The sequence below is a fragment of the Nocardioides islandensis genome (genome assembly GCF_015352455.1).
Lineage (GTDB): Bacteria > Actinomycetota > Actinomycetes > Propionibacteriales > Nocardioidaceae > Nocardioides > Nocardioides islandensis.
The window spans coordinates 171,492-195,096 of sequence record NZ_JADKPN010000006.1 but is presented as its reverse complement, the minus strand read 5'-3'; the positions used below and the strand labels follow the sequence as shown (position 1 = coordinate 195,096).

At 72.2% G+C, this 23,605-nt stretch carries 21 protein-coding genes; 10 read left to right on the top strand and 11 right to left on the bottom strand.

Features of this window, described 5'->3' with window-relative positions:
* Window positions 1-10 precede the first annotated feature (10 nt).
* A complete protein-coding gene (locus tag ISU07_RS12260; RefSeq protein WP_194707076.1) occupies window positions 11-1,183 on the top strand; it encodes an MFS transporter in 1,173 nt (390 codons plus the stop codon).
* On the opposite strand, the gene ISU07_RS12255 is transcribed toward ISU07_RS12260, so the two are convergent.
* From ISU07_RS12255 to ISU07_RS12240, 4 genes are all read right to left on the bottom strand, one after another.
* The gene (locus ISU07_RS12255; protein WP_228521757.1) at window positions 1,135-1,986 is read right to left on the bottom strand and encodes a 5-oxoprolinase subunit C family protein; all 852 of its coding nucleotides are present in this window, start codon (window positions 1,984-1,986) and stop codon (window positions 1,135-1,137) included. The two genes, ISU07_RS12260 and ISU07_RS12255, sit on opposite strands and share 49 nt — an antisense overlap.
* The gene (locus ISU07_RS12250; RefSeq protein WP_194707075.1) at window positions 1,986-2,594 is read right to left on the bottom strand and encodes a 5-oxoprolinase subunit B family protein; all 609 of its coding nucleotides are present in this window, start codon (window positions 2,592-2,594) and stop codon (window positions 1,986-1,988) included. The genes ISU07_RS12255 and ISU07_RS12250 overlap by 1 nt, the downstream gene beginning before the upstream one ends.
* 432 nt (window positions 2,595-3,026) lie before the next feature.
* On the bottom strand, window positions 3,027-3,938 hold the full coding sequence (locus ISU07_RS12245) for a pseudouridine-5'-phosphate glycosidase (RefSeq protein WP_194707074.1): 912 nt from the start codon (window positions 3,936-3,938) through the stop codon (window positions 3,027-3,029).
* A 24-nt stretch (window positions 3,939-3,962) separates the two neighbouring features.
* Window positions 3,963-4,685: a LamB/YcsF family protein gene (locus tag ISU07_RS12240; RefSeq protein WP_194707073.1), complete on the bottom strand. Its 723-nt coding sequence runs from the start codon at window positions 4,683-4,685 to the stop codon at window positions 3,963-3,965.
* Between the two features lie 218 nt (window positions 4,686-4,903).
* Here ISU07_RS12240 and ISU07_RS12235 point away from each other — a divergent pair, with 218 nt between their 5' ends.
* Both ISU07_RS12235 and ISU07_RS12230 read left to right on the top strand, forming a co-directional pair.
* A complete protein-coding gene (locus ISU07_RS12235) occupies window positions 4,904-5,860 on the top strand; it encodes a sigma-70 family RNA polymerase sigma factor (RefSeq protein WP_194707072.1) in 957 nt (318 codons plus the stop codon).
* A gap of 83 nt (window positions 5,861-5,943) precedes the next feature.
* Window positions 5,944-6,963, top strand: coding sequence for a hypothetical protein (locus ISU07_RS12230; RefSeq protein ID WP_194707071.1), 1,020 nt, complete (start codon window positions 5,944-5,946; stop codon window positions 6,961-6,963).
* Here the strand turns inward: ISU07_RS12230 and coaE are convergent.
* Together coaE and ISU07_RS12220 are read right to left on the bottom strand one after the other, a co-directional pair.
* The gene (gene coaE, locus ISU07_RS12225) at window positions 6,933-7,526 is read right to left on the bottom strand and encodes a dephospho-CoA kinase (RefSeq protein ID WP_194707070.1); all 594 of its coding nucleotides are present in this window, start codon (window positions 7,524-7,526) and stop codon (window positions 6,933-6,935) included. The genes ISU07_RS12230 and coaE overlap by 31 nt on opposite strands.
* 60 nt (window positions 7,527-7,586) lie before the next feature.
* The gene (locus ISU07_RS12220) at window positions 7,587-8,567 is read right to left on the bottom strand and encodes a GlxA family transcriptional regulator (RefSeq protein WP_228521756.1); all 981 of its coding nucleotides are present in this window, start codon (window positions 8,565-8,567) and stop codon (window positions 7,587-7,589) included.
* Window positions 8,568-8,661: 94 nt separating this feature from the next.
* On the opposite strand from ISU07_RS12220, the gene ISU07_RS12215 reads away from it, so the two are divergent.
* Both ISU07_RS12215 and ISU07_RS12210 read left to right on the top strand, forming a co-directional pair.
* Window positions 8,662-8,811, top strand: coding sequence for a hypothetical protein (locus ISU07_RS12215; protein ID WP_194707069.1), 150 nt, complete (start codon window positions 8,662-8,664; stop codon window positions 8,809-8,811).
* A gap of 78 nt (window positions 8,812-8,889) precedes the next feature.
* Window positions 8,890-11,139, top strand: coding sequence for an aryl-sulfate sulfotransferase (locus ISU07_RS12210; protein WP_194707068.1), 2,250 nt, complete (start codon window positions 8,890-8,892; stop codon window positions 11,137-11,139).
* Window positions 11,140-11,234: 95 nt separating this feature from the next.
* Here the strand turns inward: ISU07_RS12210 and rpsA are convergent, their stop codons facing one another.
* Entirely contained in the window at window positions 11,235-12,719 is a 1,485-nt protein-coding gene (gene rpsA / locus ISU07_RS12205) for a 30S ribosomal protein S1 (protein WP_194707067.1), read from the bottom strand.
* A 229-nt stretch (window positions 12,720-12,948) separates the two neighbouring features.
* Here rpsA and ISU07_RS12200 point away from each other — a divergent pair, with 229 nt between their 5' ends.
* Window positions 12,949-13,809, top strand: a complete 861-nt coding sequence (locus ISU07_RS12200) for a class I SAM-dependent methyltransferase (RefSeq protein ID WP_194707066.1) — start codon at window positions 12,949-12,951, stop codon at window positions 13,807-13,809.
* A gap of 79 nt (window positions 13,810-13,888) precedes the next feature.
* On the opposite strand, the gene ISU07_RS12195 is transcribed toward ISU07_RS12200, so the two are convergent.
* Together ISU07_RS12195 and ISU07_RS12190 are read right to left on the bottom strand one after the other, a co-directional pair.
* Window positions 13,889-15,604 (bottom strand): MFS transporter, encoded by a 1,716-nt coding sequence (locus tag ISU07_RS12195; protein WP_194707065.1) that lies wholly within the window; start codon window positions 15,602-15,604, stop codon window positions 13,889-13,891.
* Window positions 15,605-15,634: 30 nt separating this feature from the next.
* Window positions 15,635-16,525 (bottom strand): DUF3068 domain-containing protein, encoded by an 891-nt coding sequence (locus tag ISU07_RS12190; protein WP_194707064.1) that lies wholly within the window; start codon window positions 16,523-16,525, stop codon window positions 15,635-15,637.
* Window positions 16,526-16,638: 113 nt separating this feature from the next.
* Between ISU07_RS12190 and ISU07_RS12185 the strand changes: the two genes are divergently transcribed.
* Window positions 16,639-17,862 carry an acyltransferase family protein gene (locus tag ISU07_RS12185; RefSeq protein ID WP_194707063.1) on the top strand — a complete coding sequence of 408 codons (1,224 nt, stop codon included), beginning with the start codon at window positions 16,639-16,641 and terminating at the stop codon, window positions 17,860-17,862.
* Window positions 17,863-17,883: 21 nt separating this feature from the next.
* On the opposite strand, the gene ISU07_RS12180 is transcribed toward ISU07_RS12185, so the two are convergent.
* Window positions 17,884-18,768, bottom strand: coding sequence for a 2OG-Fe(II) oxygenase (locus tag ISU07_RS12180; RefSeq protein WP_194707062.1), 885 nt, complete (start codon window positions 18,766-18,768; stop codon window positions 17,884-17,886).
* A 73-nt stretch (window positions 18,769-18,841) separates the two neighbouring features.
* Between ISU07_RS12180 and ISU07_RS12175 the strand changes: the two genes are divergently transcribed.
* Genes ISU07_RS12175 through ISU07_RS12165 form a run of 3 tightly spaced genes read left to right on the top strand, consistent with a single transcriptional unit; the run spans window position 18,842 to window position 23,471 of the window.
* The gene (locus ISU07_RS12175; RefSeq protein WP_323742571.1) at window positions 18,842-20,323 is read left to right on the top strand and encodes a bifunctional glycosyltransferase/class I SAM-dependent methyltransferase; all 1,482 of its coding nucleotides are present in this window, start codon (window positions 18,842-18,844) and stop codon (window positions 20,321-20,323) included.
* Between the two features lie 14 nt (window positions 20,324-20,337).
* Complete coding sequence (locus ISU07_RS12170; protein WP_194707061.1) at window positions 20,338-22,383, top strand: hypothetical protein; 2,046 nt, start codon at window positions 20,338-20,340, stop codon at window positions 22,381-22,383.
* Window positions 22,380-23,471 (top strand): glycosyltransferase family 4 protein, encoded by a 1,092-nt coding sequence (locus ISU07_RS12165; protein WP_194707060.1) that lies wholly within the window; start codon window positions 22,380-22,382, stop codon window positions 23,469-23,471. The genes ISU07_RS12170 and ISU07_RS12165 overlap by 4 nt, the downstream gene beginning before the upstream one ends.
* Here the strand turns inward: ISU07_RS12165 and ISU07_RS12160 are convergent.
* Window positions 23,459-23,602 (bottom strand): hypothetical protein, encoded by a 144-nt coding sequence (locus tag ISU07_RS12160; RefSeq protein WP_194707059.1) that lies wholly within the window; start codon window positions 23,600-23,602, stop codon window positions 23,459-23,461. The genes ISU07_RS12165 and ISU07_RS12160 overlap by 13 nt on opposite strands.
* Window positions 23,603-23,605 lie beyond the last annotated feature (3 nt).

Here is a 23,605-nt window from a genome sequence, read left to right as displayed (position 1 = left end):
CACTGCGAGGGTGGTGGCGTACGCCGCCCTGCGCGAGCTCATCCCGGTGTTCCCGGTCTACGCCCTGCTGTTCACCGACGCGGGGCTGTCGACGGGCCAGGTCTCGACGCTCTTCGTCATTTGGTCGGCCACGCACGTCGTGCTGGAGGTGCCGTCCGGCGCCTGGGCGGACACCGTGTCGCGGCGCCGCCTGCTCGTGGGGGCGTCCGCGATCTACGGCGGCTGCTTCGCGCTGTGGTCGGCCGTGCCGACGTACCTCGCGTTCGCCGGCGGCTTCGTGCTCTGGGGCCTGAGCAGCTCGCTGGTGTCGGGCACCTACGAGGCGTACGTCTACGACCACCTGTACGCCCGGCAGCGCCAGGACTCCTACCGCGGGGTGATCGCCGCCGGGCAGACCGGTGCCCTGGTGCTCAACCTGGTGGCGACCGCGGCGGCCGCCCCGATCGTCGCCCTCGGGGGGCTGACCGGCGCGGGCTGGGCCAGCGTGGCCGTCTGCGTCGCGGCGACGGTCCTGGCGCTGTGGTTGCCGCCGGACGCACCCCGCTCGCACGTCGACCCCGACGCCGACCCCGAGGACCCGGGCCTCTCGTACCCCGGCATGCTGCGGGCCGGGCTCCGCGAGTCCCTGCACCCGAGCGTCGCCCGCGCCGTGCTGCTGGCGGCGGGCGTCCCGGCGTTCCTGGCCTTCGACGAGTACTTCGGCCTGCTCGCCCACGACCTCGACGTGCCGCTGACCGTCGTGCCGCTGCTCGTCGCCCTGACCGTGGCCGCGCAGGCGGTCGGCGCGGCACTCGCGCCCCGGCTGCCGATGCACCGCCTCGGTCCGGTGCTCGTCGTCGCCGGCCTCCTGGTGGCGGCGGGGGCCGCCGTCCAGCGGCCGGCGGGCTTCGTGGCGGTCGCGGCCGGGTACGGCGCGCTCCAGGCCGCCATCGTCGTCGCGGAGACCGACCTCCAGCACCGCATCCACGGCGCGGCCCGGGCGACGGTGACGTCCGTGAGCGGCCTGCTCAGCGACGTCGGCGCGATCGCGCTGTACGCCTTCGTCGCGGTGGGCTCGGGGGTCGCGTCGATGGCGGCGCTGGTGACGGTGCTGGCCCTCGTCGTGGTGGCGCTCGGCCTGGTCGGGGCGCGCGCCTACCCGGCCACCTGGCGCAAGGAGACCGGTTCGCCGGGCCGCAGCTGAGCGCAGCGCCACAGGTCGTCGGGGTGGAGGACCCCGACGACCGGGTACCCGCCGGTCGTCGGGTGGTCGGCCAGGAACACCAGCGGCTGCCCGTCCGGCGGCACCTGGACCGCGCCCAGCACCAGTCCCTCGCTCGGCAGCTCGCCCTCGACGGCCCGCTGCAGCGGCTCGCCGTGCAGCCGCAGCGCCACCCGGTTGGAGTCGGCCGCGACCGTCCAGCCGGCCTCGGCCAGGCGCCGTACCCCGCCCTCGACCCAGCTCTCGCGCGGTCCGGGCGTGACCCGCAGCGGCCCGTCGACGGCAGGGAGGCGGGGTACGTCGGCCGGTCGCGGCCGCCGTCCCGCGCCGACGGGCAGCACGTCGCCGTCCGCGACGACCGGCGGACCCAGCCCGGAGAGCGTGTCCGTCGACCGCGAGCCCAGCACCGGGTCCACCTCGATGCCGCCGGCCACCGCGACGTAGGTGCGCACGCCCGACCGCGCCGGGCCGACGGCCAGCACCGCCCCGGCGGGCACCGAGAGCGGCTCGCTCCAGGGCGCACCCCGGCCGTCGACGAGCACGTCGGCGACCGCTCCGGTGACCGCGACCGTCACGGCCTCGCCGGTGCGCAGGGTGACGCCACCGAGCGTCGTCTCCAGGAGCGCGGCACCCGGCTCGTTGCCCACCAGCCGGTTCGCCAGCCGGGCGGCGTGGTCGTCCAGGAAGCCCGACCGCGGCACGCCGAGGTGCGCCAGTCCCGGCCGGCCGGCGTCCTGGACGGTCGTCAGCGGGCCGGCGTCGACGACGGTGAGCGCGCGGGCCATCAGGACTCCGTGAACCGCACGCGGGTCCCGGGCGTCAGCAGGGCGGGTTCCTCGCGGGACGCGTCCCAGAGCGTCGCCGACGTGCGGCCGAGCAGCCGCCACCCGCCGGGCGACGCCGACGGGTACACCCCGGCGTACTCCCCCGCCAGCCCCACCGAGCCCGCCGGCACCCTCGGCCGCGGCCGGTCCAGCCGGGGTACGGCGAGCTCGGCCGGCAGCCCGGTGCAGTAGGCGAAGCCCGGTGAGAACCCGACGAACGCCACCGTGAACTCGGTGCCGGTGTGCGTGGCGACCACCTCCGCCCGGGTCATCTCCCAGCGCCGGGCGACGTCGTCGAGGTCCTCCCCGTCGTACGTCGTCGGCAGCTCGACCACGCGCGGCTCGCCCCCCGCGGAGCGGGCCGACGGCGTCCAGGCGGCGAGGTACGTGCGGGCGGCCTCGAGGTCCTCCAGCCCGTCGAGCAGCACGGTACGGGCGCCCGGGACGACGTCGCGGCAGCCCTGGATCGTGGGCAGGTCCCGGCGCAGGTCGGCGTACAGGACGGGCACGTCGGCGGCGTCCTCGAGCGCCGCCAGGAGGGCGCCCGGCCCCGCCGGCAGCACCTGCATGTCGGTGAGTATTCACCGTCCTCGAGTTGCAGGCCGCGCGGAGAAATGGTCACGATGGCCGGGAAAGAGTGAGGGGCCCGACGATGGTATGAGCATCGTAGGGCCCCTCGGCTTGACCTCGTGAGGTGACGCCTCGGTCTCCCCGACTCTCTGCTCCGATCCCGTCGTCCCCGTCACCGGGCCGCCGCCGCGAGCCGCCCCGAAGGGTGACTCTCGGTGTGGATCCTTGCTCCTGTCGGTTCCCCAGCCCCCCGCAAGCGGTGAGTTGGTAGGGAGAGTTCTACGGGGCCCGGGACACCCCGCACAAGGGGTCTCGGCCAGGAATTTCCGCGGACCTCGCCGTCCCCAGGTCCCTCCACAGGACGCCCGGCCCGAGTCCACAGCCCGAGGCGGGTGCTCCACAGGTGAGGGCCGCTGCTGTGGAGAAGCGGTCTAGCCGTCCCCGCCCGCCAGCGCGGTCGCGATGGCGCCCGCGAGGGCCACGTTGTTCTCGTACACCGCGACGTTCACGTCCAGGCTCCGGCCACCGGTGGCCCGCTGGACCTGGTCCAGGAGGTACGGCGTGGCGTCGTGGCCGCCGATCCCCGCGGCGTCCATGCTCGCCAGCGCCTCGCGGAGCACGCGGTCGTGCTCGGCCGGGTCCAGCTGGTGCTCGGCGGGGACGGGGTTGGCGACCAGCACCGCGCCGGGCACGCCGAGGGCGTCACGCGCGCGGGTCAGCGCGGCGGCCTCCTCGGGGCTGTCGACGGCGTAGTCGAGGGCGAACCCGGAGTCGGCGAGGTAGAAGCCGGGGAAGCGCGTCGTCCGGTACCCCACGATCGTGATCGACAGCGTCTCCAGGCGCTCGAGGCTGGCGCCGACGTCGAGGATGGACTTCACGCCGGCGGACACCATCGTGATGGGCGTCCGCGCGAGCACCGGCAGGTCGGCCGACTCGTCGAAGGTCTCCGCCGCACCCCGGTGCACGCCGCCGAGGCCGCCGGTCGCGAACACCGCGATCCCCGCCCGGTGCGCCAGGAAGGCGGTGCCGGCCACCGTCGTACCTCCCGAACGCCCCTGGGCGGCCACCACGGGCAGGTCGCGCAGGCTGACCTTGACCCCGTCGTCGTCGCCGCCGAGCTCGCGGACCTGGTCCGCGGTGAGCCCGACGGTCGGCACCCCGGCCAGGACGCCGATCGTGGCGGGCACGACGCCGGCCGCCCGCAGGGCGTCCTCGGCCGCCAGGGCCACCTCCACGTTGCGCGGGCGGGGCAGCCCGTGGGTGAAGATCGTGGACTCGAGGGCCACCACCGGGGCACCGTCACGCAGCGCGTCGCGGACGTGCGTGGAGACGAGAAGGGTCACGCGCGGGATTCTGCCGGAGGCAGGTCACCAGGGCGCGGCCAGCACGTACCCCGCCTCCTCGAGCGCCCGGCGTACCGCCCGTGCCGCCGCCACGGCGCGCGGGCTGTCGCCGTGCACGCAGACGGAGTCGACGCGCACTGCCAGGGTCACCGCCTGGGCGGCGATGGCCTCCTCGCCCTCGACGAGCGCCCCGGGCTCGTCGCGTGGCACCAGGCGGTCACCGCGATAGGCCCGGTCGGCGAAGCCCTCGAGGTACGTCGCCCGGCCGGTCGCCGCGGCCCGGTCCAGGAGCGCTCCGGGCTGGCCCAGCACGGGGAGGTGCCCCGCGCCGGCGAGGACGGCCGCCGCCTGCTCGGCGTCGTCGCGGACGCGGTGGTAGAGCGCACCGTGCGGCTTGAGGTAGCCGACGACCGCGCCCTCCGACACCGCGATGTCGGTCAGGGTGCCCACCTGGTCGGCCACCTGCTGGGCGAGCACCTCGAAGGCCACGTCGCGGGCGACCCGGCCGAAGTGCTCGCGGTCGGCGTAGGACACCTGGGCCCCGATCGCGACGCCGAGACGGGCCGCCTCCGCGCACACCGCACGCATGACGACCCGGGACCCCGCGTGGTAGCCGCACGCGACGTTCGCGCTGGTCACCACGGCGAGCAGGGCCGCGTCGTCGGTGACCTCCTCGCCGAGGTCGGCGTTGAGGTCGACGGTCGCGTCGGCGGACAGATCGGCGGGCAGATCGGCGGGGGCCGTCATCGCGGCAACGTATCGCCTCCCCCGTCAGGGGGTACCCCTGAGAAGTCCCTGAGAGTTCGGTGGGACGGCAACTCCGCGGGGCCCTCACACGTCTGTTCGGGTGACGGCTCCGAATGACCACAGCGGTGACATACCGAGGGAATCTTCGACCACCGTCAGACGTTGATCCCGATGTGCGGCGCCACCGGCGTCGCACGGACAGCAGGAAGAGGTTCCCCATGGCTACCCGCACCACCACCGCCGGGACCCGCGAGATCGAGGGTCGCGACAGCGTCGGCCTGTACCTCGACGAGATCGCCCGCAACCCCCTGCTGGACGCCGAGACCGAGGTCGAGCTCTCCAAGACCATCGAGGCCGGCCTGATGGCCGAGCACCTGCTGGCCACCGGCCGCGTCGGCCGCAAGAAGGGCGGCGCCCCCGGCAACGCCTCGCAGGAGGAGCTGGAGTGGCTGGCCGAGGAGGGCCGCAAGGCCGTCGACCAGTTCATCACCGCCAACCTGCGCCTCGTCGTGTCGATCGCCCGCAAGTACGGCCGGGCCCAGATGCCGATGCTCGACCTGATCCAGGAGGGCAACACCGGCCTGATCCGCGCCGTCGAGAAGTTCGACTACACCAAGGGCTACAAGTTCTCCACGTACGCCACGTGGTGGGTCCGCCAGGCCATCACCCGCGGCATCGCGCAGCAGGCCCGCGTCGTGCGGCTCCCCGTCCACGTGGTCGAGGAGCTCAACCAGGTGGGCAGCGCCCGCCGCACGCTCGAGCGCCAGCTGGGCCGCGAGCCCGACCCGCAGGAGATCGCCGCCGAGCTGGGGATGGACGTCGACCGCGTGCTGGACCTGATGTCCTGGGGCCGCGACCACGTCAGCCTGGACACCCCGGTGGACGAGGACGGCGACACGTCGCTCGGCGACCTGATGGCGCAGGAGACGGCTCCCGGCCCGGACCTGACGGTCCTCGACGTGGAGGCCCGCGAGCGGCTCGACGCCCTCGTGGACACCCTCGACGAGCGGGCCGCGGACATCATCCGCTCGAGGTACGGGCTGACCGACGGCCGCCAGCACAAGCTGGCCGACATCGGCGCCAAGCACGGCATCTCGGCCGAGCGCGTCCGCCAGCTCGAGCGGGAGGCCCTGCAAAAACTGCGCCGTCTCGGCGATCCGGACTTGGCCGCCTGAGACAAGTCAGGCACCATAGACCCAAGCCGGGTTCGAGGGGATTTCCCGGCTTCCGGAACGTGGACCGACCGTAAGGTCGGTCCATGTTCCGTTTCCGGGCCCTCGTCGTCACCGCGGCGCTGCTCCTCCCCGCCGCTCCGGCCCACGGGGCTCCCACGCCGGGGCCGGTCGCCGTGCCCCGGGAGGCTCGGGCGGTCGACACCTCGCACCCCGACCGCTGGGTCGGTGACGGCACGCCGGCCAGCTGCACCTCGGGCGCCGTGGTGCGCGCCGTCGCGAAGGGCGGGATCATCCGGTTCCGCTGCGGTCCCGACCCGGTCACCATCGTGATGCGGCGGACGGCGAAGGTCGTGAACACCAGCACCCGCGTCGTCCTCGACGGCGGCGGTCTCGTCACCCTCAGCGGCGGCGGCGAGCGGCGCATCCTCTACCAGGACACCTGCGACAAGCGGCAGACCTGGACCACGTCGCACTGCGACGACCAGGCCACACCTCGGCTCGTCGTCCAGCACCTCACTCTCGTCGAGGGGAACTCCACCGGCGAGACGTACGACGGCGGGGGCGGCGGCGCCGTCTTCGTGCGCGGCGGCCGGCTCAAGATCGTGGACACGGTGTTCCGCGACAACCGCTGCGACCGCACCGGCCCCGACCTCGGTGGGGCCGCGGTGCGCGCGCTGTCGCAGTACCACGGTCTCCCCGTGTACGTCGTCGGCAGCACCTTCAGCGGCGGCCGGTGCAGCAACGGCTCGGCGCTGAGCAGCATCGGGGTCTCCTGGTCGGTCTACAACTCGACGTTCAGCGACAACCGCGCGATCGGCCGAGGCGCGAACCCGCAACGGCCCGGCACGCCCGGAGGCGGCTCGGGCGGGGCGATCTACGCCGACGGCAACGACTTCACCGTGCTGGTCGCCGACTCCACGATGACCGGGAACCACGCCCGCGAGGGTGGCGGGGCGGTCTTCTTCGTCAGCAACGACCGCACCGGTGACCTGGTGGTCCGCTCCTCACGGCTCGAGGACAACCCGAGCGACGGCTTCGAGACCTCGCCCGGCATCTTCTTCCTCGGGCATCGTCAGGTCGTCGAGGACTCGATCGTCCGGTAGACCTCCTCGACGCGCCGGCGCAGGTCCTCCAGCGAGCCGGTGTTGTCGACGACGTACGTCGCGATGGCCAGCCGCTCCTCCCGGCTCGCCTGGGCGGCGATGCGGGCGCGGGCGTCCTCCTCGGACATGTCGCGGATGCGCACCATCCGGTCGACCTGCACGTCGTCGGGGACGTCGACCACCACGACCGCGTCGAAGCCCGACGCCTGGCCGGTCTCGGCCAGCAGCGGGATGTCGTGCACGACCACCGCACCGGGAGGTGCGGCCGCCTCCAGCTCCGCGGCCCGGGCCCGCACCCGCGGGTGGATGACCGCCTCCAGGGCGCGCCGCTTCGCGGGGTCGGCGAAGACAAGGGCGCCCACCTTCGGCCGGTCCAGGGCGCCGTCGGGGGTCAGCACGCCGGGGCCGAGCTCCTCGACGACCGCGGCCAGCCCCTCGGTGCCCGGCGCGACCACCTCGCGGGCGAGCAGGTCGGCGTCGATGACGACCGCTCCGAGCTCGGCCAGGATCGCCGACACGGTGCTCTTGCCGGAGGCCACTCCCCCGGTCAGGCCGACCCTCACGGACGAGCATCCTGCCGCACCGGCGACCGCACCTGGCACACGCCCGTCTTCGTCGTCCGGTCAGGCGGTGCGGGAGAACGACCGGCGGTACTGCTGCGGCGAGACGCCGCGGAACCGGGTGAAGTGGTGCCGCAGCGCCGCGGCGTTGCCGAACCCGACCTCGTCGGCGATCCACTCGACCGGCTGGTCGGTGAGCTCCAGCAGCTCCTCGGCGCGGATCACCCGCTGCTGGGTCACCCAGGCGTGCGGCGTCGCGCCGGTCTCGGCGCGGAAGCGCCGGGCGAAGGTGCGCGGCGACATCAGCGACTTGTGGGCCAGGGTCGGGACGTCCAGGTCGTCGCCGAGGTTGCGGACGATCCACTCCAGGAGCGGCCCGAAGGTTTCGGTGTCGCAGTCGGGCACGGCGCGCTCGATGAACTGCGCCTGGCCGCCGTCGCGGTGCGGCGGGACCACGATCCGGCGGGCGACCGTGGCGGCCACGCGGGCGCCGTACAGGTCGCGCATCAGGTGCAGCGACGCGTCGATGCCGGCCGCCGAGCCGGCACCGGTGAGCACGTTGCCGTCGTGGCAGTAGAGGACGTCGGGCCGGACCTTGGCCTCGGGGTACATCTCCTCGAGGACCCCGGTGTAGCGCCAGTGCGTCGTGCACTCACGGCCGTCCAGGACGCCGGCGGCACCCAGCTCGAAGGTGCCCGAGCAGTGGGCGTAGAGCATCGCGCCGCGCGCGTCGGCCGCCTGGATCGCCTCGATCACGGCCGGGTCGTGGTGGAGGAAGTCGTGGTGCGGCGCCAGGCAGACCAGGTCGGCGTCCTCGGTGGCCTCGAGCCCGCGCTCGACGTAGATGTCGTAGTCGGAGCGGCCCTTCACGCGGCCCGGGCGCGGCGTGCACACGCGGAAGTCGAAGACCGGGGTGCGGTCCTCCGGGTGCTCCGGCTCGCCCCAGACCTCGACCAGGGCGCCCAGCCCGAAGGGCTCGGCGTTGTCCTGCACGATCACGGCGACGGTCTGCATGGGGCGGTCCCCGGGTGGGTTGTCGGGCATGGCAGCCATCCTCGCGCAAGGTTGGCAGAAAATCAATGTACTATGACTTTTCTGCCACTCGTGGCGCGATCTCGACGGAGCGATGATTACTGCCATGACCTTCTTGCTGATCCTCACCGTGATCGCCGTCGCGTTGGCCGCCCGGACGATCGACCTGCTCCTCCACGACGGCCGCGGCCCGGCCGCCCCGCCCAGCTCGCACTTCCAGGACCCGCGGTTCGCCGCTCCCGGCGCCGGTCGGTGAGCACCGGTCCCACGACCCAGCCCTGAAGGCCCGGTCCGCTTCGGCGGTACCGGGCCTTCTGCTGTCTAGAGTGACCCCGTGCGCGGGCTGCTGGCATCCGGGACCGCGGCGTGCCTGGCCGTCAGCCTTCTCGCTGTCGCGACCTCCGACGCCGCGGCGCCGCCGACGCACACCGTGTCGGTCACCGGCACCGGGATCACGCCGTCCTCCACGTGGCCGGCGTACGACCCGGCCGTCGACCGGTACGCCGTGAGCACCACCGCCGCGACCGGCGGCAGCCTGACCGTGACGGCGGGGACCAGCGACGCCGGTGGTGTCGTCCGCGTGGACGGTCGCCGCGCGACCGGTCCGGTCACCGTCACCGGCCTCGCTGCGGGCGACGAGGTGAACGTCCAGATCGAGGACTCGGCCGGCACCAGCAACCAGTCGTTCGTGTACCTGCCCGAGGGCTTCCCGACCCTGACCGCGACCACGAACGGCACCGGTCTGGCCGACGGCGCGGTGCTGCTCGGCCTCGGCAGCTTCTTCTCGAGCCAGGGCTACGAGGCGGCGGTCGACCGGCACGGGGTGCCGCTGTACGTGAAGGCCGTCAACGGGACCGACTTCAAGGCCGCGCCGGGCGGGTACTCCGTGGCGCGCCCGAAGGACGGCGCCTACGAGATCGTCACCCTCGACGGCCAGCTGCGGCGTACCGTCGCCCGGCAGCTCGACGGCATCCCCGGCAGCACGGACTTCCACGACTCCGAGCTGCTGCCCGACGGCCGCGCGCTCCTCATGGGCTACGACTTCTCCACCCACGCCGACGCCAAGAACTACCTCGACGCCGTCATCCAGCTCCAGGACGCCGACGGCCGCGCGACGTGGCAGTGGAACAGCAAGGACCACGTGGACCCGGCCGAGGCGTACGTCGCCCCCGGCGTCATCTTCGGCGACTACGCCGACTACGCCCACATCAACTCGCTGCAGCTCGTCGGCGCGCACGACGACGTGCTGGCGTCGTTCCGCAACCTGTCCCAGGTACGGCTGATCGCGACCGAGGCGCACGACGGCTACCTGCCCGGCGACACGATCTGGACGTTCGGCGGCGCGGTGAACGACTTCTCGATCGTCGACGGGAACGGCGACCCGGACGGCGGCCCGTGTGCGCAGCACATGGCCCGGCTGCTCCCGAACGGCCACCTGACGCTGTTCGACAACGGCTCCCTGGACCAGGGCAGCGCCCTGGGGGGCCAGACCGCCGACATGTGCGCGGACCCCGCCGACCCCACCGGCCCGCGCATCGCCCGGCCGCACACGCGCGTGACCGAGTACGCCCTGGACCTCACCGACCCCGCGCACCCGGTCGCCACCCTGGTGTGGCAGTTCGCGCCCGAGCACCTGTACGCCGCGTTCGCCGGCAGCCAGCAGCGGCTGGACAACGGCGACACGCTCGTCGGCTGGTCGGCCTCCACCGACCCTGACGGCACGGGTGCGCCGCAACCCGTGGCCTCCGAGGTGACCCCGGCGGGCCAGGAGGTGTGGTCGCTCTCGTCCCCTGGCTGGTTCAGCTACCGGGCCGCGCAGGCGCTGGTGCCCGACGAGGTGCCTCCCGCGGTCACCCTCACCGGCATCGTCGACGGCACGACGCTCGACCCGGACGACCCCGCCCCCACGGTGAGCTACGGCTGCACCGACCGCGGCGGGAGCAACCTGGACACCTGCACCGGCACGGTCCCGGACGGCGGTGCCGTGCCGATGACGCCCGGCGCTCACGCGGTCACGGTGACCGCGAAGGACCGGGCGGGCAACACCGGCACGGCGACGCTGGGCTACACCGTGTCCGCGCCGCCGACGCCGCCGAGCCCCACCGCCACACCGACGCCGACCGCCACACCGACCCCGACACCGGCCGCCACCTACCAGCCGGACGCCTGGATCAAGCTCCGCGGCAGCGGGGACCCCTGGACCGGCAAGGGCCGCACCGGGCCCGCCGGCGGCCAGGTGGTCCGCCTGAAGGTCGCGGCGTCGGCAACGGGTGCGGCCTGGCCCGTCGTGGTCGAGGTGCACAACGACGGCACCGCCCCGGACCGCTTCGAGGTCACCGGGCCGGCCGGCGACGCGTCGTACCGGGTCCGCTACCTCAAGGGCTCGAAGGACATCACCGGGAAGGTGCTGCGCGGATGGCTCACGCCGGCGCTGCCCCCGGGCGCGTGGACGCGGCTGGTGGTCATGGTGACCCGCACGGGGCACGCCGCACCGGGCGACAAGAGGCGGCTGGTGCTGACCACCCGCTCGCAGCACACGCCCGACCACCGGGACAAGGTCGGCATCGTCGTCGAGTCGAGATAGCAGCGGGCCGGCCACCCGAAGGTGACCGGCCCGTCGCTCGCTCGCTGAGCGGGTGGCGTCAGTTGCCCTTCGAGACGCGCGCTAGCGCGCGCTCCTCAGGAACCACCGCCGGTGAGCTTCTCGCGCAGAGCCTGGAGCGCCTCGTCGGAAGCCAGGCTGCCGGAGGTCTCCTCCGTGCCGGCCTCCTCCTCGGAGCCCGAGGAGTACGTGGTCGGCTCGGCCGCGGCGATCTCGGCCTGCTTGGCCTCGGCCTGCTGCTTGACGTGGGCCTCCCAGCGCTCGTGCGCCTTGGCGTACTGCTCCTCCCACGCCGCGCGCTGCTCGTCGTAGCCCTCGAGCCACTCGCCCGTCTCCGGGTCGAAGCCGTCGGGGTAGACGTAGTTGCCCTCGGCGTCGTAGGTCGCCGCCATGCCGTAGAGCGTCGGGTCGAACTCCTCGACGTCGGAAGCGGTGGCCGTGTCGTTGGCCTGCTTGAGCGACAGCGAGATGCGGCGACGCTCGAGGTCGATGTCGATGATCTTGACCATCACCTCGTCGTCGACCTGGACGACCTGCTCCGGGATCTCCACGTGGCGCTCGGCCAGCTCGGAGATGTGCACCAGGCCCTCGATGCCCTCCTCGACGCGGACGAACGAGCCGAAGGGCACCAGCTTGGTGACCTTGCCCGGCACGATCTGGCCGATCTGGTGGGTGCGGGCGAAGTGCTGCCAGGGGTCCTCCTGCGTCGCCTTGAGCGACAGCGAGACCCGCTCGCGGTCCATGTCGACGTCGAGCACCTCGACGGTGACCTCGTCGCCGACGGCCACGACCTCCGAGGGGTGGTCGATGTGCTTCCAGGACAGCTCGGAGACGTGCACCAGGCCGTCCACGCCGCCGAGGTCGACGAACGCACCGAAGTTGACGATCGAGGACACGACGCCCTTGCGGATCTGGCCCTTCTGGAGCTGGGTGAGGAACCCGTGACGCACCTCGGACTGGGTCTGCTCCAGCCAGGCGCGACGCGACAGGACCACGTTGTTGCGGTTCTTGTCGAGCTCGATGATCTTCGCCTCGAGCGTCTGGCCCACGTAGGGCTGGAGGTCGCGCACGCGGCGCATCTCCACCAGGGAGGCCGGCAGGAAGCCGCGCAGGCCGATGTCCAGGATCAGGCCGCCCTTGACGACCTCGATGACGGTGCCCTCGACGACGCCGTCCTCCTCCTTGACCTGCTCGATGGTGCCCCAGGCGCGCTCGTACTGGGCGCGCTTCTTGGACAGGATCAGACGGCCTTCCTTGTCCTCCTTCTGGAGGACCAGGGCCTCGACCTTGTCGCCGACGGCGACGACCTCGTTGGGGTCGACGTCGTGCTTGATCGAGAGCTCGCGCGAGGGGATGACGCCCTCGGTCTTGTAGCCGATGTCGAGCAGGACCTCGTCCCGGTCGACCTTGACGATGGTGCCATCCACGATGTCACCGTCGTTGAAGTACTTGATGGTCTCGTCGATGGCGGCGAGGAAGTCTTCCTCCGAGCCGATGTCGTTGACGGCCACCTGGGGCGCGTCGTGCTCGGCGATCGTGGAGGCGTAGGTGCTGCTCGTCATATAAAAGGGATTCCCTTGGGTGGACAGATGTCGTGCGGGCACGCGCAGGAATCTGTTTCACCACCGACGGGTGCTCCCCAGAAGATGAACTCGGAGGGAGCGGTGCGCAGTAGCGAGCTGGGGTCCGCTCGGTCCGGGAACCCAGCAGACGCCTGGCGCAAGCGGCGAGTCTACGCGCGTGACGGACCGGTGGTCCAACCGGCGTAGGCAGGCCCGTCATACTGGTGGGGTGACCGCGGATGCGCCCCTCGAGGGCACGTCGTACCCGGTCAACTCACCTGGCAGTCCCAGCGTACGTGTCGAGCGGCGCGCGGTCGGTGAAGCGGAGTCCCGCCAGGCCAACGGCCCGGACTGGGACCGGTACGCCGACGAGTACCAGGCCACGCACGGCGAGTTCCTCGGCGACATCGGGTTCGTGTGGGGTCCGGAGGGACACACCGAGGCCGATCTGGGCGCTCTGGGCGACGTGTCCGGGCTGGACGTGCTCGAGGTCGGCTCCGGCGCTGGGCAGTGCTCGCGCTGGGTACGGTCGCAGGGCGGCCGGCCGGTCGGTCTGGACCTCTCGTTCCGCCAGCTCCAGCACTCCCGCCGCATCGACGACGCGACCGGCGTGACCGTGCCCTCGGTGCTGGGCACCGCCACCGCGCTGCCGTTCGCCGACGCGTCGTTCGACGTCGTCTTCTGCTCCTTCGGCGCCCTCCAGTTCGTCGCGGACCTGGACGACGCCGTCGCCGAGACCGCGCGGGTGCTGCGGCCCGGAGGCAGGTTCGCGTTCTCGATCACCCACCCGACCCGCTGGATGTTCCCCGACGACCCCACCGAGGCCGGCCTGGTCGCCAGCCAGAGCTACTGGGACCGGCGGCCGTACGTCGAGATCGACGACGAGACCGGCCAGGTGTCGTACGTCGAGCACCACCGCACCCTCGGCGACTGGGTCGCCGTGCTCGCCGGCCACGGGTTCGTCCTCGACACCCTCCTCGAGCCCGAGTGGCCCGAGGGGCACGACCGCGTGTGGGGCGGCTGGTCCGGTGTCCGCGGCCGCCTCACGCCGGGGACGGCGATCTTCGGCGCCCGCCTCCTCCCCCGTTGAAGCGAGTTGCGCCCCCGGTACCTCCGAGTTGCGCCCCCGGCACGCAACTCAGCGGTACCGGAGGCGCAACTCGACGTCCCTAACCCCGGCAGACGGTGTAGGTGCCGCCGCGGTTGAAGACCATCACCAGCTGGGCGTCCTTGGCCGTGGACGCGACGTACGTCGTGTCGTCGGGGTCGATGGACCACGTGCGCTCGTCGCTCTCGCGGCCGTCGCGGACGAGGTAGGTGCGTACGGACGTGCTGTCGCTGCGCACCGCGACCTCGTTGCCGGCCGAGCCGATGTCGACGGTGATGACCCCGGCGTCCGCGGCCGCGCGGTAGGTGCCGCAGCCCTCCCCAGCCTGGATCGGGTCGAGGAAGTACAGCAGCGACACCTCCCCACCGCTCATCAGCGAGAACGGCTCGTCGGACACGCCGACGTAGAACTGCCGCTCGGCCTCGAGCCGCTCCGCCGCAGTCGCGTGCCCCGGCGGCAGCTTGTCGCGGATCGCCTCGCTGGCCACCAGCGACGGGCTGAAGCCCTCGCTGAACCACTCCTCGGGGTTCTCGGTGAGCACGCGCTGGCGATCGGCACTGGCCGCGACGATGCCCCGGATGGTGCCCGGCCAGGCGTCGGTGTAGCTGCGCGTGGCGCTGTAGTACTTGTGCTCGAGGTACACCCCGTTGGCGGCGACGCCGAGCACGAGGACGCCGCCGAGCAGCCCGACCAGCCAGCGCGGCTCCGGAGTACGCCGGGCCAGCGCCGCCAGGCAGACCGCCACGGCGGGCAGCAGGAAGATCACCACGAGGTAGGTGTAGCGCCCGGTGCTGGCGATCCCGGGGCGCACCAGCGCGGTCAGGAAGGTCTGGAACAGCGACGCCCCGATGCCGGCCAGCGCCAGGTCCCGCAGCGGCCGCGGGGTCTCGTGGGACAGCGTCGTGCCGGCGACGAGCACGAGGAGGAGCACGCCGCCGGTGCCCGGGATGGCGCTGGTGCTCTCCAGGGCCGAGGTGATGACCAGCCAGACCTGCGACGGCACCTGGGTGAGCTCCCACGCGCTCGACTGACCCGCATCGGCGCCGGTGTGCCCGATCCACACGAACCAGACCGCGAACACCAGCGTCGGCACCGACGCGACCGCCAGCGCCTCGCGCCAGCCGCTGCGCAGCAGGACGAAGAGGGCCGCACACCCGATCACGGTGATGCCGAGCCCTGAGAACGAGAGGGCCAGCACGAGCAGGCCCCACACCACCCGCAGCCGGCCCGCGTCGGCGCCACCCTGGAGCACCAGCAGGGCCGCGAAACCACACACCAGCGAGCCCAGCAGGGTCAGCTCGACGTCCCAGAGGATCGCCTGGGCACCGGCGCCGAGGAACACGCCGACGACCGTGGCCGCGGCAGCGGCCCACGCTCCCGAGCCCGCGCGCCGCAACAGCGCGTAGAGCAGGAGGCAGGCCGTGAGGTGAAAGACGATCACGACCAGGCCGTACGGCAGGTAGTGGCGTAGCCCGAAGAAGTGGAACAGGACGCGGTAGATGGCGATCGCCGCGGTCGACCAGTGGTCGTAGTGCGGCACGAACCACCCGCGGTTGACCCCGGGGATCGTGCCGCGGAAGAGCAGGAAGTCCCAGTCGTCGCCGCCGAAGAAGTACAGCCGCGACGCGAAGACCACCAGCAGGACGCCCTGCACCAGCACGGCGAGCAGCACGACGGCCAGCGGCAGGTTCCGCCGCGTCAGCACCCGGCGTACCGCGGCACGGCGCCGACGGGAGCCGTGCGAGCGCACGCGCGTCGGCACGTCCCGGGAGGTCACCTGCTACAGGGTGTCAGGAGGCCGGCAGCGTCAGGCAGCGGACTCGGTGGCGGGCTTCTTCTTGCCGCCTCGACCGGTCAGCACCAGGCCGATGACCAACAACGGGATGCCCACGATGAAGCCGATCAGCGGCACGGTGTTGCGCACGAGGTTGAGCTTGTCGCGGCTGGACTTGGCGTCCTTCACACTGTCGGCCACCTCGTCCTCGGTGTAGGCCAGGTCGAGGGTGATGAAGTTGTCGCCCGTGTTGGTGGTCTGCTCCATGTGGTAGCTCAGCTTGACGAACGACCCGGTGACCGGCTCGATCCAGATCGTCGAGTCCTTGCTGTAGGTGCCCTTAACGCCGTCGGTGACCTCGTAGGGGACGTCGGAGACCACTGCGTGGAACTTGTAGGCCTCGATGCCGTCGACGTCCTCGGTGCCTTCGTAGGTGGCGTCCACGACCTGGTTCACGTTGTCGTCCCAGTAGGGATAGGTCTTCTTCTCCACGTCGAAGGGCCACTTGTTCTGCAGGCCGTCGCGCGGGGTGGCGTCCGGCGGCAGGTACTTGGGGTCGTTGACGGCCATCGCGGTCTTCCGGTCGGTGGCGAAGTTGTCGACACCGGCGGTGATCAAGCGCTGGTCCGGGTCGTCGGCGTTCACGCAGGAGGGCGCGTTGTCGCGGTCGAAGATCAGGCACGACGAGCTGACGAACACGATCACGTCGCCATCGGACTTGGCGGAGTCGGCACGGGTCAGCTGGGTGCCCTTGACCGGCTCGGTCGCCCCGTCACCCACGGCCGCCTGCCCCGCCGCGTTGGTCGTGGAGTCCACGTCCAGGGGAGTCTTCATCAGCTGACCCGGAGCGTAGAACTTCGCCAGGATCGCGAGCATCACGAGGAAGCCGCCGAGACCGGCCAGCACCATCCCCAGCTTGCGCACCGTTACCTCCCAGTAATGCCAGCGAGACGCCCGAACAGTAGCAGCGTGCGAGCCGGCCTGACCTCCCTCGACACGAGGTCCCCGACGGCCGGTCAGGAACTAGAGTTCGGCCCATGGTCCAGACGGGACAGAGCGTGGGGACGACGACACGCGACCGGATGCTCGACGGCATCCGGGGCTACGCCATCGTCCTCGTCCTGCTCTCCCACACGTGGATCCTGGCGCCGACGAACGACTGGACGGCCGTGACCTGGCTGTTCTCCAGCGGGGACTACGCCGTCACCATCTTCTTCGTGGTCAGCGGCTTCCTGGCCACCCGCGGGATGCTGCGCGAGCAGGAGCGCACCGGGACGATCCGGCCGGGCGTGATCTGGCTGCGACGCTGGATCCGCATCTCCGCCCACGTCTACCCGCTGGTGATCCTGGTCCTGGCGCTCACGGCGGCCAACTGGAACATGATGGTCGCCTACCAGGGCACCGACACCCGGGAGTCGGCGATCCGGATCGTCACCTACACCTGGAACGGCTACGTCCGCGAGAACGCGTTCGCGGCCCGGCCCGACCTCGGACACCTCTGGTACGTCTGCACCGACCTCTGGGTGATCGGCCTGATCCTCCTGATCGTGTTCCTCGTCGGTCGCTGGCGCCCCGTCCTGGCTCTCACCCTCGCCGCCACCCTGCTGGTGGTGATGATCTACCGCCAGCACGTCTACGAGACCGAGGGAGTCTTCTCGGCGCTGATCCGCGTCCAGACGCGCGCCGACGGCCTCTTGTGGGGTGCGCTCGGCGCCGTGGTGCTCCCCTGGGCCCAGAAGCTGCACCGGTACGCCGTGCCGGCGATGGTCGCCTCGACCGTGCTGCTGATACCGCTCCTCGGTGCCGTGGAGGACGAGTCCGGGTACTTCGGCCTCGGCGGCTGGCTGCTCAACATCGACGTGGTGGTCTTCGTCCTGGCCGTGGCGATGGCCGGCCCGCCGAAGCTGCTCGCGCGGACCGTCGGCTGGGGACCGCTGGCCCTCGCCGGCCGGACCTCGCTGGTGCTGTACGTCTGGCACTACCCGCTCTTCTGGTACCTGTCCAAGAACGAGACCGAGTGGAGCTGGCAGACCCGTACCCTCCTCGCCTACGCCATCACCCTGCTGATCGCAGTCGCCACCCAGCTGCTGATCGAGCGGCCCGTGCGCCGGTGGCTGGCCTCGGAGAGGTGGCACGCCCTCGACCGCGGGATCGGGCCGGCGCTGGTCGCGGCCGCCCGGCGCGGGCGGGACGAGGCCCGCGAGCGCATCCGGGCCACCCGGCACCACGCCGAGCGCGACGACGAGCTGACCGGCGTGTAGCCACCGGTCTCGTGACGGTCGCTAGCGCGACCTCCTCGACCAGCGGGGGCGGCGGTGCAGCCTCGCGAGCAGGGCCTGCGCCTTCTCGTCGGAGACACCGAACCGCCGCTTCGCGCGGTCGTAGAGGTCCACGGCCACCCGGTCGGCCCCGATCGCCCACCGGCGCCAGCCGTCCTGCGGCCGGGCCCGGTAGTTGGTGGACCGGCGGACGACGTGGTCCTCGACGGTGAAGTAGTAGAGGGCCATGGAGCGCCGGGCGACGTCCTCGGGGCAGGTCAGCCCGTCCGGGTGTCCGTGGAAGGAGTCGTCGGAGGTGGAGAACACCAGCATCCGGTTGCCGGCCGGGGTGACCTTGTCCTGGCAGGCGGTCATGTCGCGGTCCCAGAGCTCGAGCTCGCCGCCCCACTCGTCACGCCACTCGCGGTTGAGGTACAGCAGGATGTTCACCCGCCGTGCCCAGTTCTCGTGGGTGTGGTGGCTGGAGAAGTCGGCGTGCACGTTGAGGTGCCCGCCCCGCAGGGTCTGGTGCAGCCCCCCGCCGTCCATGCTCCAGTCGGGGACCAGCCCCTCGATCCCGGTCAGCTCGACGAGGTACCGCACGAACCGCGGCGAGCAGAACTCGCGCGCGACGGCGTTGAGCGTCGGTCCCCAGGTGTCCGGCTCGGTGTTGGAGTACTTCGTCTCGTTGACGTGCAGGTAGCCGTTCCACCGCTCGTCGCGCAGGTCCGGGAACTCCGCCGCGGCCCGCTCGAACACCTCGGGCACGAGCACCCCGTCCAGCACGACGTGCGGGAACGGCTGGGCGGCGGCGTACGCCGCGGCGCGGGTGGGCAGGTCGGCCTCGAGCCGGCCGTAGTCGACCGTGGTGGCCTGCAGGGTGTCGTCGCCCGACGAGTCATAGGACATGGAAACGCCTCCGGGAGCTGCTGTGGGGCCTTATCGTGCCAGAGGACAGATCACGCACCGCCAGGAGAACGACGTGGCCCCAGCAGTCCCCCTGCTGACCGACGACCGGACGCCCATGCGCGTCGGTGTGCTGGTCGTCGCCTACAACGCCGCGTCCACGCTCGCGCAGACGCTCGACCGGCTGCCCCCGTCGTTCGCCGCGTCCGTCGACCACGTGCTGGTCTGCGACGACGCGAGCCCCGACGAGACCTACGACGTGGCGCTGCGCTACCTCGAGCGCACCCAGCTGCCGCTGACGGTGGTGAAGCACCCCGAGAACCTCGGCTACGGCGGCAACCAGAAGGCCGGCTACCACTGGGCCATCGACCACGGCCTGGACGTCGTGGTGCTGCTGCACGGCGACGGGCAGTACGCCCCCGAGGTGATCGAGTCGATCGTCGAGCCGCTGGTGCGCGGCGAGGCGGACGCGGTCTTCGGCTCGCGGATGATGGAGAAGGGCAAGGCCCGCGCCGGCGGCATGCCGATGTACAAGTACGTCGGCAACCGGATCCTCTCCACCTTCCAGAACAAGGTGACCGGCCTGGAGCTGAGCGAGTGGCACAGCGGCTACCGGGCCTACCGGGTCGACGCGCTCACCGACATCGACCTCGACAGCTACACCAACGACTTCGACTTCGACACCGAGATCATCCTGGGCCTGCACGCGGCCGGGAAGAAGATCGCCGAGGTACCGATCCCGACCTACTACGGTGACGAGATCTGCCACGTCAACGGCATCAAGTACGCCAAGGACGTGACCAAGGACGTGATCCGGTTCAAGGCCCGCCGGATGGGCTTCGGCACCGGGCCCTCCGGCCTCGGCGCGATGACCGCGCACGACACCGAGGTCTACGAGCTCAAGCCGTCCCCGCACTCCTCGCACGGCCGGCTGCTCGCCTGGACCGCCCGGCACCGGCCCGGTACGTCGGTCCTGGACGTCGGCTGCTCCGACGGGCAGTTCGGTGCGCTGGTCCGCCAGCAGGGCCACCGGGTCGACGGCGTGGACCTGGTCAAGCACCACGGGGTCGGCGAGCGCCTCGACGACTTCGTGGAAGCCGACGTCAGCCAGGGGCTGCCGTCCAGCACGCCGTCGTACGACGTGATCATCGCCGGCGACATCCTCGAGCACGTCGTGGACCCGGAGACCCTCCTGAAGGACATCCGCGACCACCTCAACCCGGGCGGCGAGATCCTGGTGTCGGTGCCGAACTTCGGCCACTGGTACCCCCGCGGCAAGGTGGCGCTGGGCCGGTTCGACTACGACCAGCGCGGACCGCTGGACCACACCCACGTCCGGTTCTTCACCCGGCGCACGTTCGAGCGCTTGGTCAACACGTGCGGGCTGGTCGTCGTCGAGCGCGACGTCGTCGGCTCGCCCGTCGACGTGCTCGACCGCGGCGGCGAGTCGTTCGTCTCGCGGGCCGCACGGGGCGCCGCACGGGCCGACCGGGCCGCCACGGCGGTCTGGCCTACGATGTTCGGCTACCAGTTCCTCTACCGCCTCGAGGCCATCTAGGAGCACGCCGGACCATGCGCCCTTCCCAGTGGCGCGTCGTCGTCGCCAGCCTCGCCGGGACACTGGTGGGCGGGCTCGCGTACCTCCTCGTGCTGATGGACTTCGGCACCGACGTCGGCCGGTCGGCGGTCGCGCTGCGGTACGCCGGGGGGTTCTTCGAGGCGCAGGGCAACGCCTTCCTGGACGGCCACCTCGACGTGCCGGCGTACGTCATGGGCATCGAGGGCTTCACCGAGGGCACCAAGACCTATATGTACTTCGGCCCGTTCCCGGCCCTCCTGCGCATCCCGGTCCTGCTGGTCACCCAGGACTTCGACGGGAAGATGACCCTGGTCTCGATGCTGGTGGCCTGGGTGGTCTTCGCGGTGTTCGCGACCCGGCTGGTCTGGCTGGTGCGCCGCGCCGTCCTCGGCGACGACGCCGAGGTGACCCGGCGGCAGGCGGTGCTCGCCGGGCTGTTCCTGGCCGGCATCACCGGTGGCACCACGCTGACCTTCGACGCCTCGCTGCCGTGGGTCTACCACGAGGTCTACCTCTGGCAGACCGCGCTCGTCGTCGCCGCGGCGTACTGGCTGGTCCGCCTGGCCCTCGAGCCGACGGGCCGCGGCGTGGCCTGGCTGGCGCTGGTCATCCTGTGCGCGGTGCTCACCCGGACCACCGGCGGCTGGGGCGTCTGCCTGGGAGCGGTGGCGCTCGGGCTCTGGATGTGGCGGGGCACGTCGTTCGCCGCCCGCCGCCGGCTCGCGCCCTGGGTGCTGGCGGCCGGGCTGGTGCCGCTCGCGGTCGGCATCGCCTACAACATGTGGAAGTTCGGGCACCCGTACCTCTTCCCTCTCCAGGACCAGGTGTGGACGGAGACCAACCAGCACCGGCGCTACGCGCTGGAGAGCAACGGCGGCACCATCACCGGGCCGCAGTTCTTCACGTCCTCGCTGACGACGTACTTCGACCCGCGCGGCATCCGGTTCGTCGACTACTTCCCCTGGGTGACCCTCCCCGGCAGCAACGCCACCGGCAGCGGGACGGCGGTGATCGACCAGTCGTACCGGACCGGCAGCGTGACCGCGTTCATGCCGTTGTGGCTGCTGATGGCGGTCGCGTCGCTGCCGGTGCTGCTGCGGCGTACCCCCGCCGGTGAGGGCGGCCACGGCGTGCGGGCGCTGCGTCCGGCCGCGCTCGCGACGTTCCTGATGACCGGCGGCGTGATGGCCTACGGGTACCTCGCCCACCGCTACACCAGCGAGTTCGTGCCCGCGCTCGTCCTCGGCTCCACGATCACGCTCTGGGCGCTGGTGGCCCGCTGGGCCGCGGCCTCGCGCGCGCTCGCCGTGGGACTCGGCGTCGTGCTCTCGCTGGGCGGGCTGTTCTCCATCGCGGCCCAGGCGAGCACCGGGTTCGCGATGGCCGCGACGACCTACCGCGGCGAGCCGCTCGAGCGGTACCTGGACCTCCAGGACCGGCTCAGCGGCGGGCCCGGCACGGCGTTCGCGCGGCTGATCAGCCACAGCGACGCGCTGCCGATCGGCGGCTCGGCCGACGACCTGCACATCCGGGGCGACTGCGACGGGCTGTACCTCAACACCGGCGACAAGTACGAGCCCTGGGTCATCGTCGAGGAGCGCGCCCGCGTCGTGTCGGTGTCCTTCCCGGCGAAGCTGCCGAAGACCTCGGTCGACCTGTTCGTCACCCACGGCAAGGCGACCCGTGCGGTGTTCCTGCAGACCTTCCGCGACGGGTCGATGCAGCTGGGGATCCGCAACGAGACGGGGGTGTTCTACGGGCCGCTGTTCATGCCGTACCCGCGCGAGGTGCTGCACATCGGGCTGCGCACGGACTCCTCGCTCGGGTACATGGAGCTGACGTCGACGCCCGGCGGGTACGTCGGGTACGTGCCGATCCAGGAGTGGTACGGCGACTGGGTCTCGCGCATCGGCAGCGTCGATGAGCTGTACGACGCACCCACCACGCTGCCGTCGGGGCTGCGGGTCGCCCCGGAGACGGGGCTCACGCCGCCGCTGTGCGCGCAGCTGGCGAGCCACAACGGGATCGACCTGTCGTGAGGGTCCTGTTCCTCTCCTGGCGGGACACCACGCATCCCGACGGGGGTGGGTCGGAGGTGTACGTCGAGCGGATCGCGGCCGGGCTCGCCGCGCGCGGGCACGACGTGACCGTGCTGTGTGCGGCTCACGAGGGCGCAGCCGACGTGACCGTCCGCGACGGGTTCCGGATCGAGCGGCGCGGGGGCCGGCTGACGGTCTACCTGCACGGACTGGCCGCACTGCTCGGCCGGGCCGGGCGGCGTACGGACGTGGTCGTCGACGTGGTGAACGGGCTGCCGTTCGCGGCGCCGCTGGTGCGCCGGCGCGGCCTGGTCGCCCTGGTGCACCACCTGCACCGCGAGCAGTGGCGGATCATCTACCCCGGCACGGGCGGCCGCGTCGGGTGGTTCGTGGAGTCGCGGGTGGTGCCGTGGCTGTACCGCCGGGTGCCGTTCGTGACCGTGTCGGAGGCGAGCCGCCGGGACCTGGCGTCGCTCGGCGTGACCCGCACGACCGTGGTCCGCAACGGCACACCCCCGTTGCCGGCCCCGCGTCTGCCGCGGTCGCCGACACCGCGGCTGTGCGTGCTCTCGCGGCTGGTGCCGCACAAGCGGATCGAGCAGGCGATCGGGGTGGTGGACGCCCTGCGTGAGCGGTACCCCGACCTCGTGCTCGACCTGGTCGGCGACGGCTGGTGGGCCGGCGACCTGGACGCCGAGGTCGAGCGGCGGGGCCTGCGGGACGCGGTCGTGCGGCACGGCCGGGTCGACGAGCAGACCAAGGCCGACGTGCTCGGCCGCGCCTGGCTGATGGTGCTGCCGTCGGTGCGCGAGGGGTGGGGCATCTCGGTGATGGAGGCCGCGGCTGCGGGCACGCCGACGGTCGCCTACGCCAGTGCGGGAGGTACGGGCGAGTCGGTGGTCGACGGGGTCACCGGCGTGCTCGTCCACGACGAGGCGGGACTGGTCGCCGCGGTCGACGAGCTGTTGTCGGACCCGGAGCGGCGGACGCGGCTCGGCCTCGCGGCGCGCGAGCGCGCGGCGACGTTCGGCTGGGACGAAGCCGTGGACGCCTTCGAGAAGGCGCTGGTCGCGGCCTACTCGCCGTAGACGATCGCGGGCTGCTCCGACGGGTTCGTGTCGGGGCCGGCAGTCTGCGACTGCACGAGCCCGAACATCGCGAGGAACGCCAGGATCGCGCCGATGATCGGCGTGATGATGAAGCTGGCGAAGTTCGGCATGCG

Excerpts from the sequence above, each read along its gene's own strand:
- ISU07_RS12240 (WP_194707073.1), bottom strand. The coding sequence starts at position 4,685 with ATGACGGCCCCCGCCGATCTGCCCGCCGATCTGTCCGCCGACGCGACC.
- ISU07_RS12220 (WP_228521756.1), bottom strand. The coding sequence starts at position 8,567 with ATGCCCGACAACCCACCCGGGGACCGCCCCATGCAGACCGTCGCCGTG.
- ISU07_RS12170 (WP_194707061.1), top strand. The coding sequence starts at position 20,338 with ATGCGCCCTTCCCAGTGGCGCGTCGTCGTCGCCAGCCTCGCCGGGACA.
- ISU07_RS12230 (WP_194707071.1), top strand. The coding sequence starts at position 5,944 with ATGTTCCGTTTCCGGGCCCTCGTCGTCACCGCGGCGCTGCTCCTCCCC.
- ISU07_RS12250 (WP_194707075.1), bottom strand. The coding sequence starts at position 2,594 with ATGCAGGTGCTGCCGGCGGGGCCGGGCGCCCTCCTGGCGGCGCTCGAG.
- rpsA (WP_194707067.1), bottom strand. The coding sequence starts at position 12,719 with ATGACGAGCAGCACCTACGCCTCCACGATCGCCGAGCACGACGCGCCC.
- ISU07_RS12180 (WP_194707062.1), bottom strand. The coding sequence starts at position 18,768 with ATGTCCTATGACTCGTCGGGCGACGACACCCTGCAGGCCACCACGGTC.
- ISU07_RS12255 (WP_228521757.1), bottom strand. The coding sequence starts at position 1,986 with ATGGCCCGCGCGCTCACCGTCGTCGACGCCGGCCCGCTGACGACCGTC.
- ISU07_RS12185 (WP_194707063.1), top strand. The coding sequence starts at position 16,639 with ATGGTCCAGACGGGACAGAGCGTGGGGACGACGACACGCGACCGGATG.
- ISU07_RS12235 (WP_194707072.1), top strand. The coding sequence starts at position 4,904 with ATGGCTACCCGCACCACCACCGCCGGGACCCGCGAGATCGAGGGTCGC.
- ISU07_RS12215 (WP_194707069.1), top strand. The coding sequence starts at position 8,662 with ATGACCTTCTTGCTGATCCTCACCGTGATCGCCGTCGCGTTGGCCGCC.
- ISU07_RS12160 (WP_194707059.1), bottom strand. The coding sequence starts at position 23,602 with ATGCCGAACTTCGCCAGCTTCATCATCACGCCGATCATCGGCGCGATC.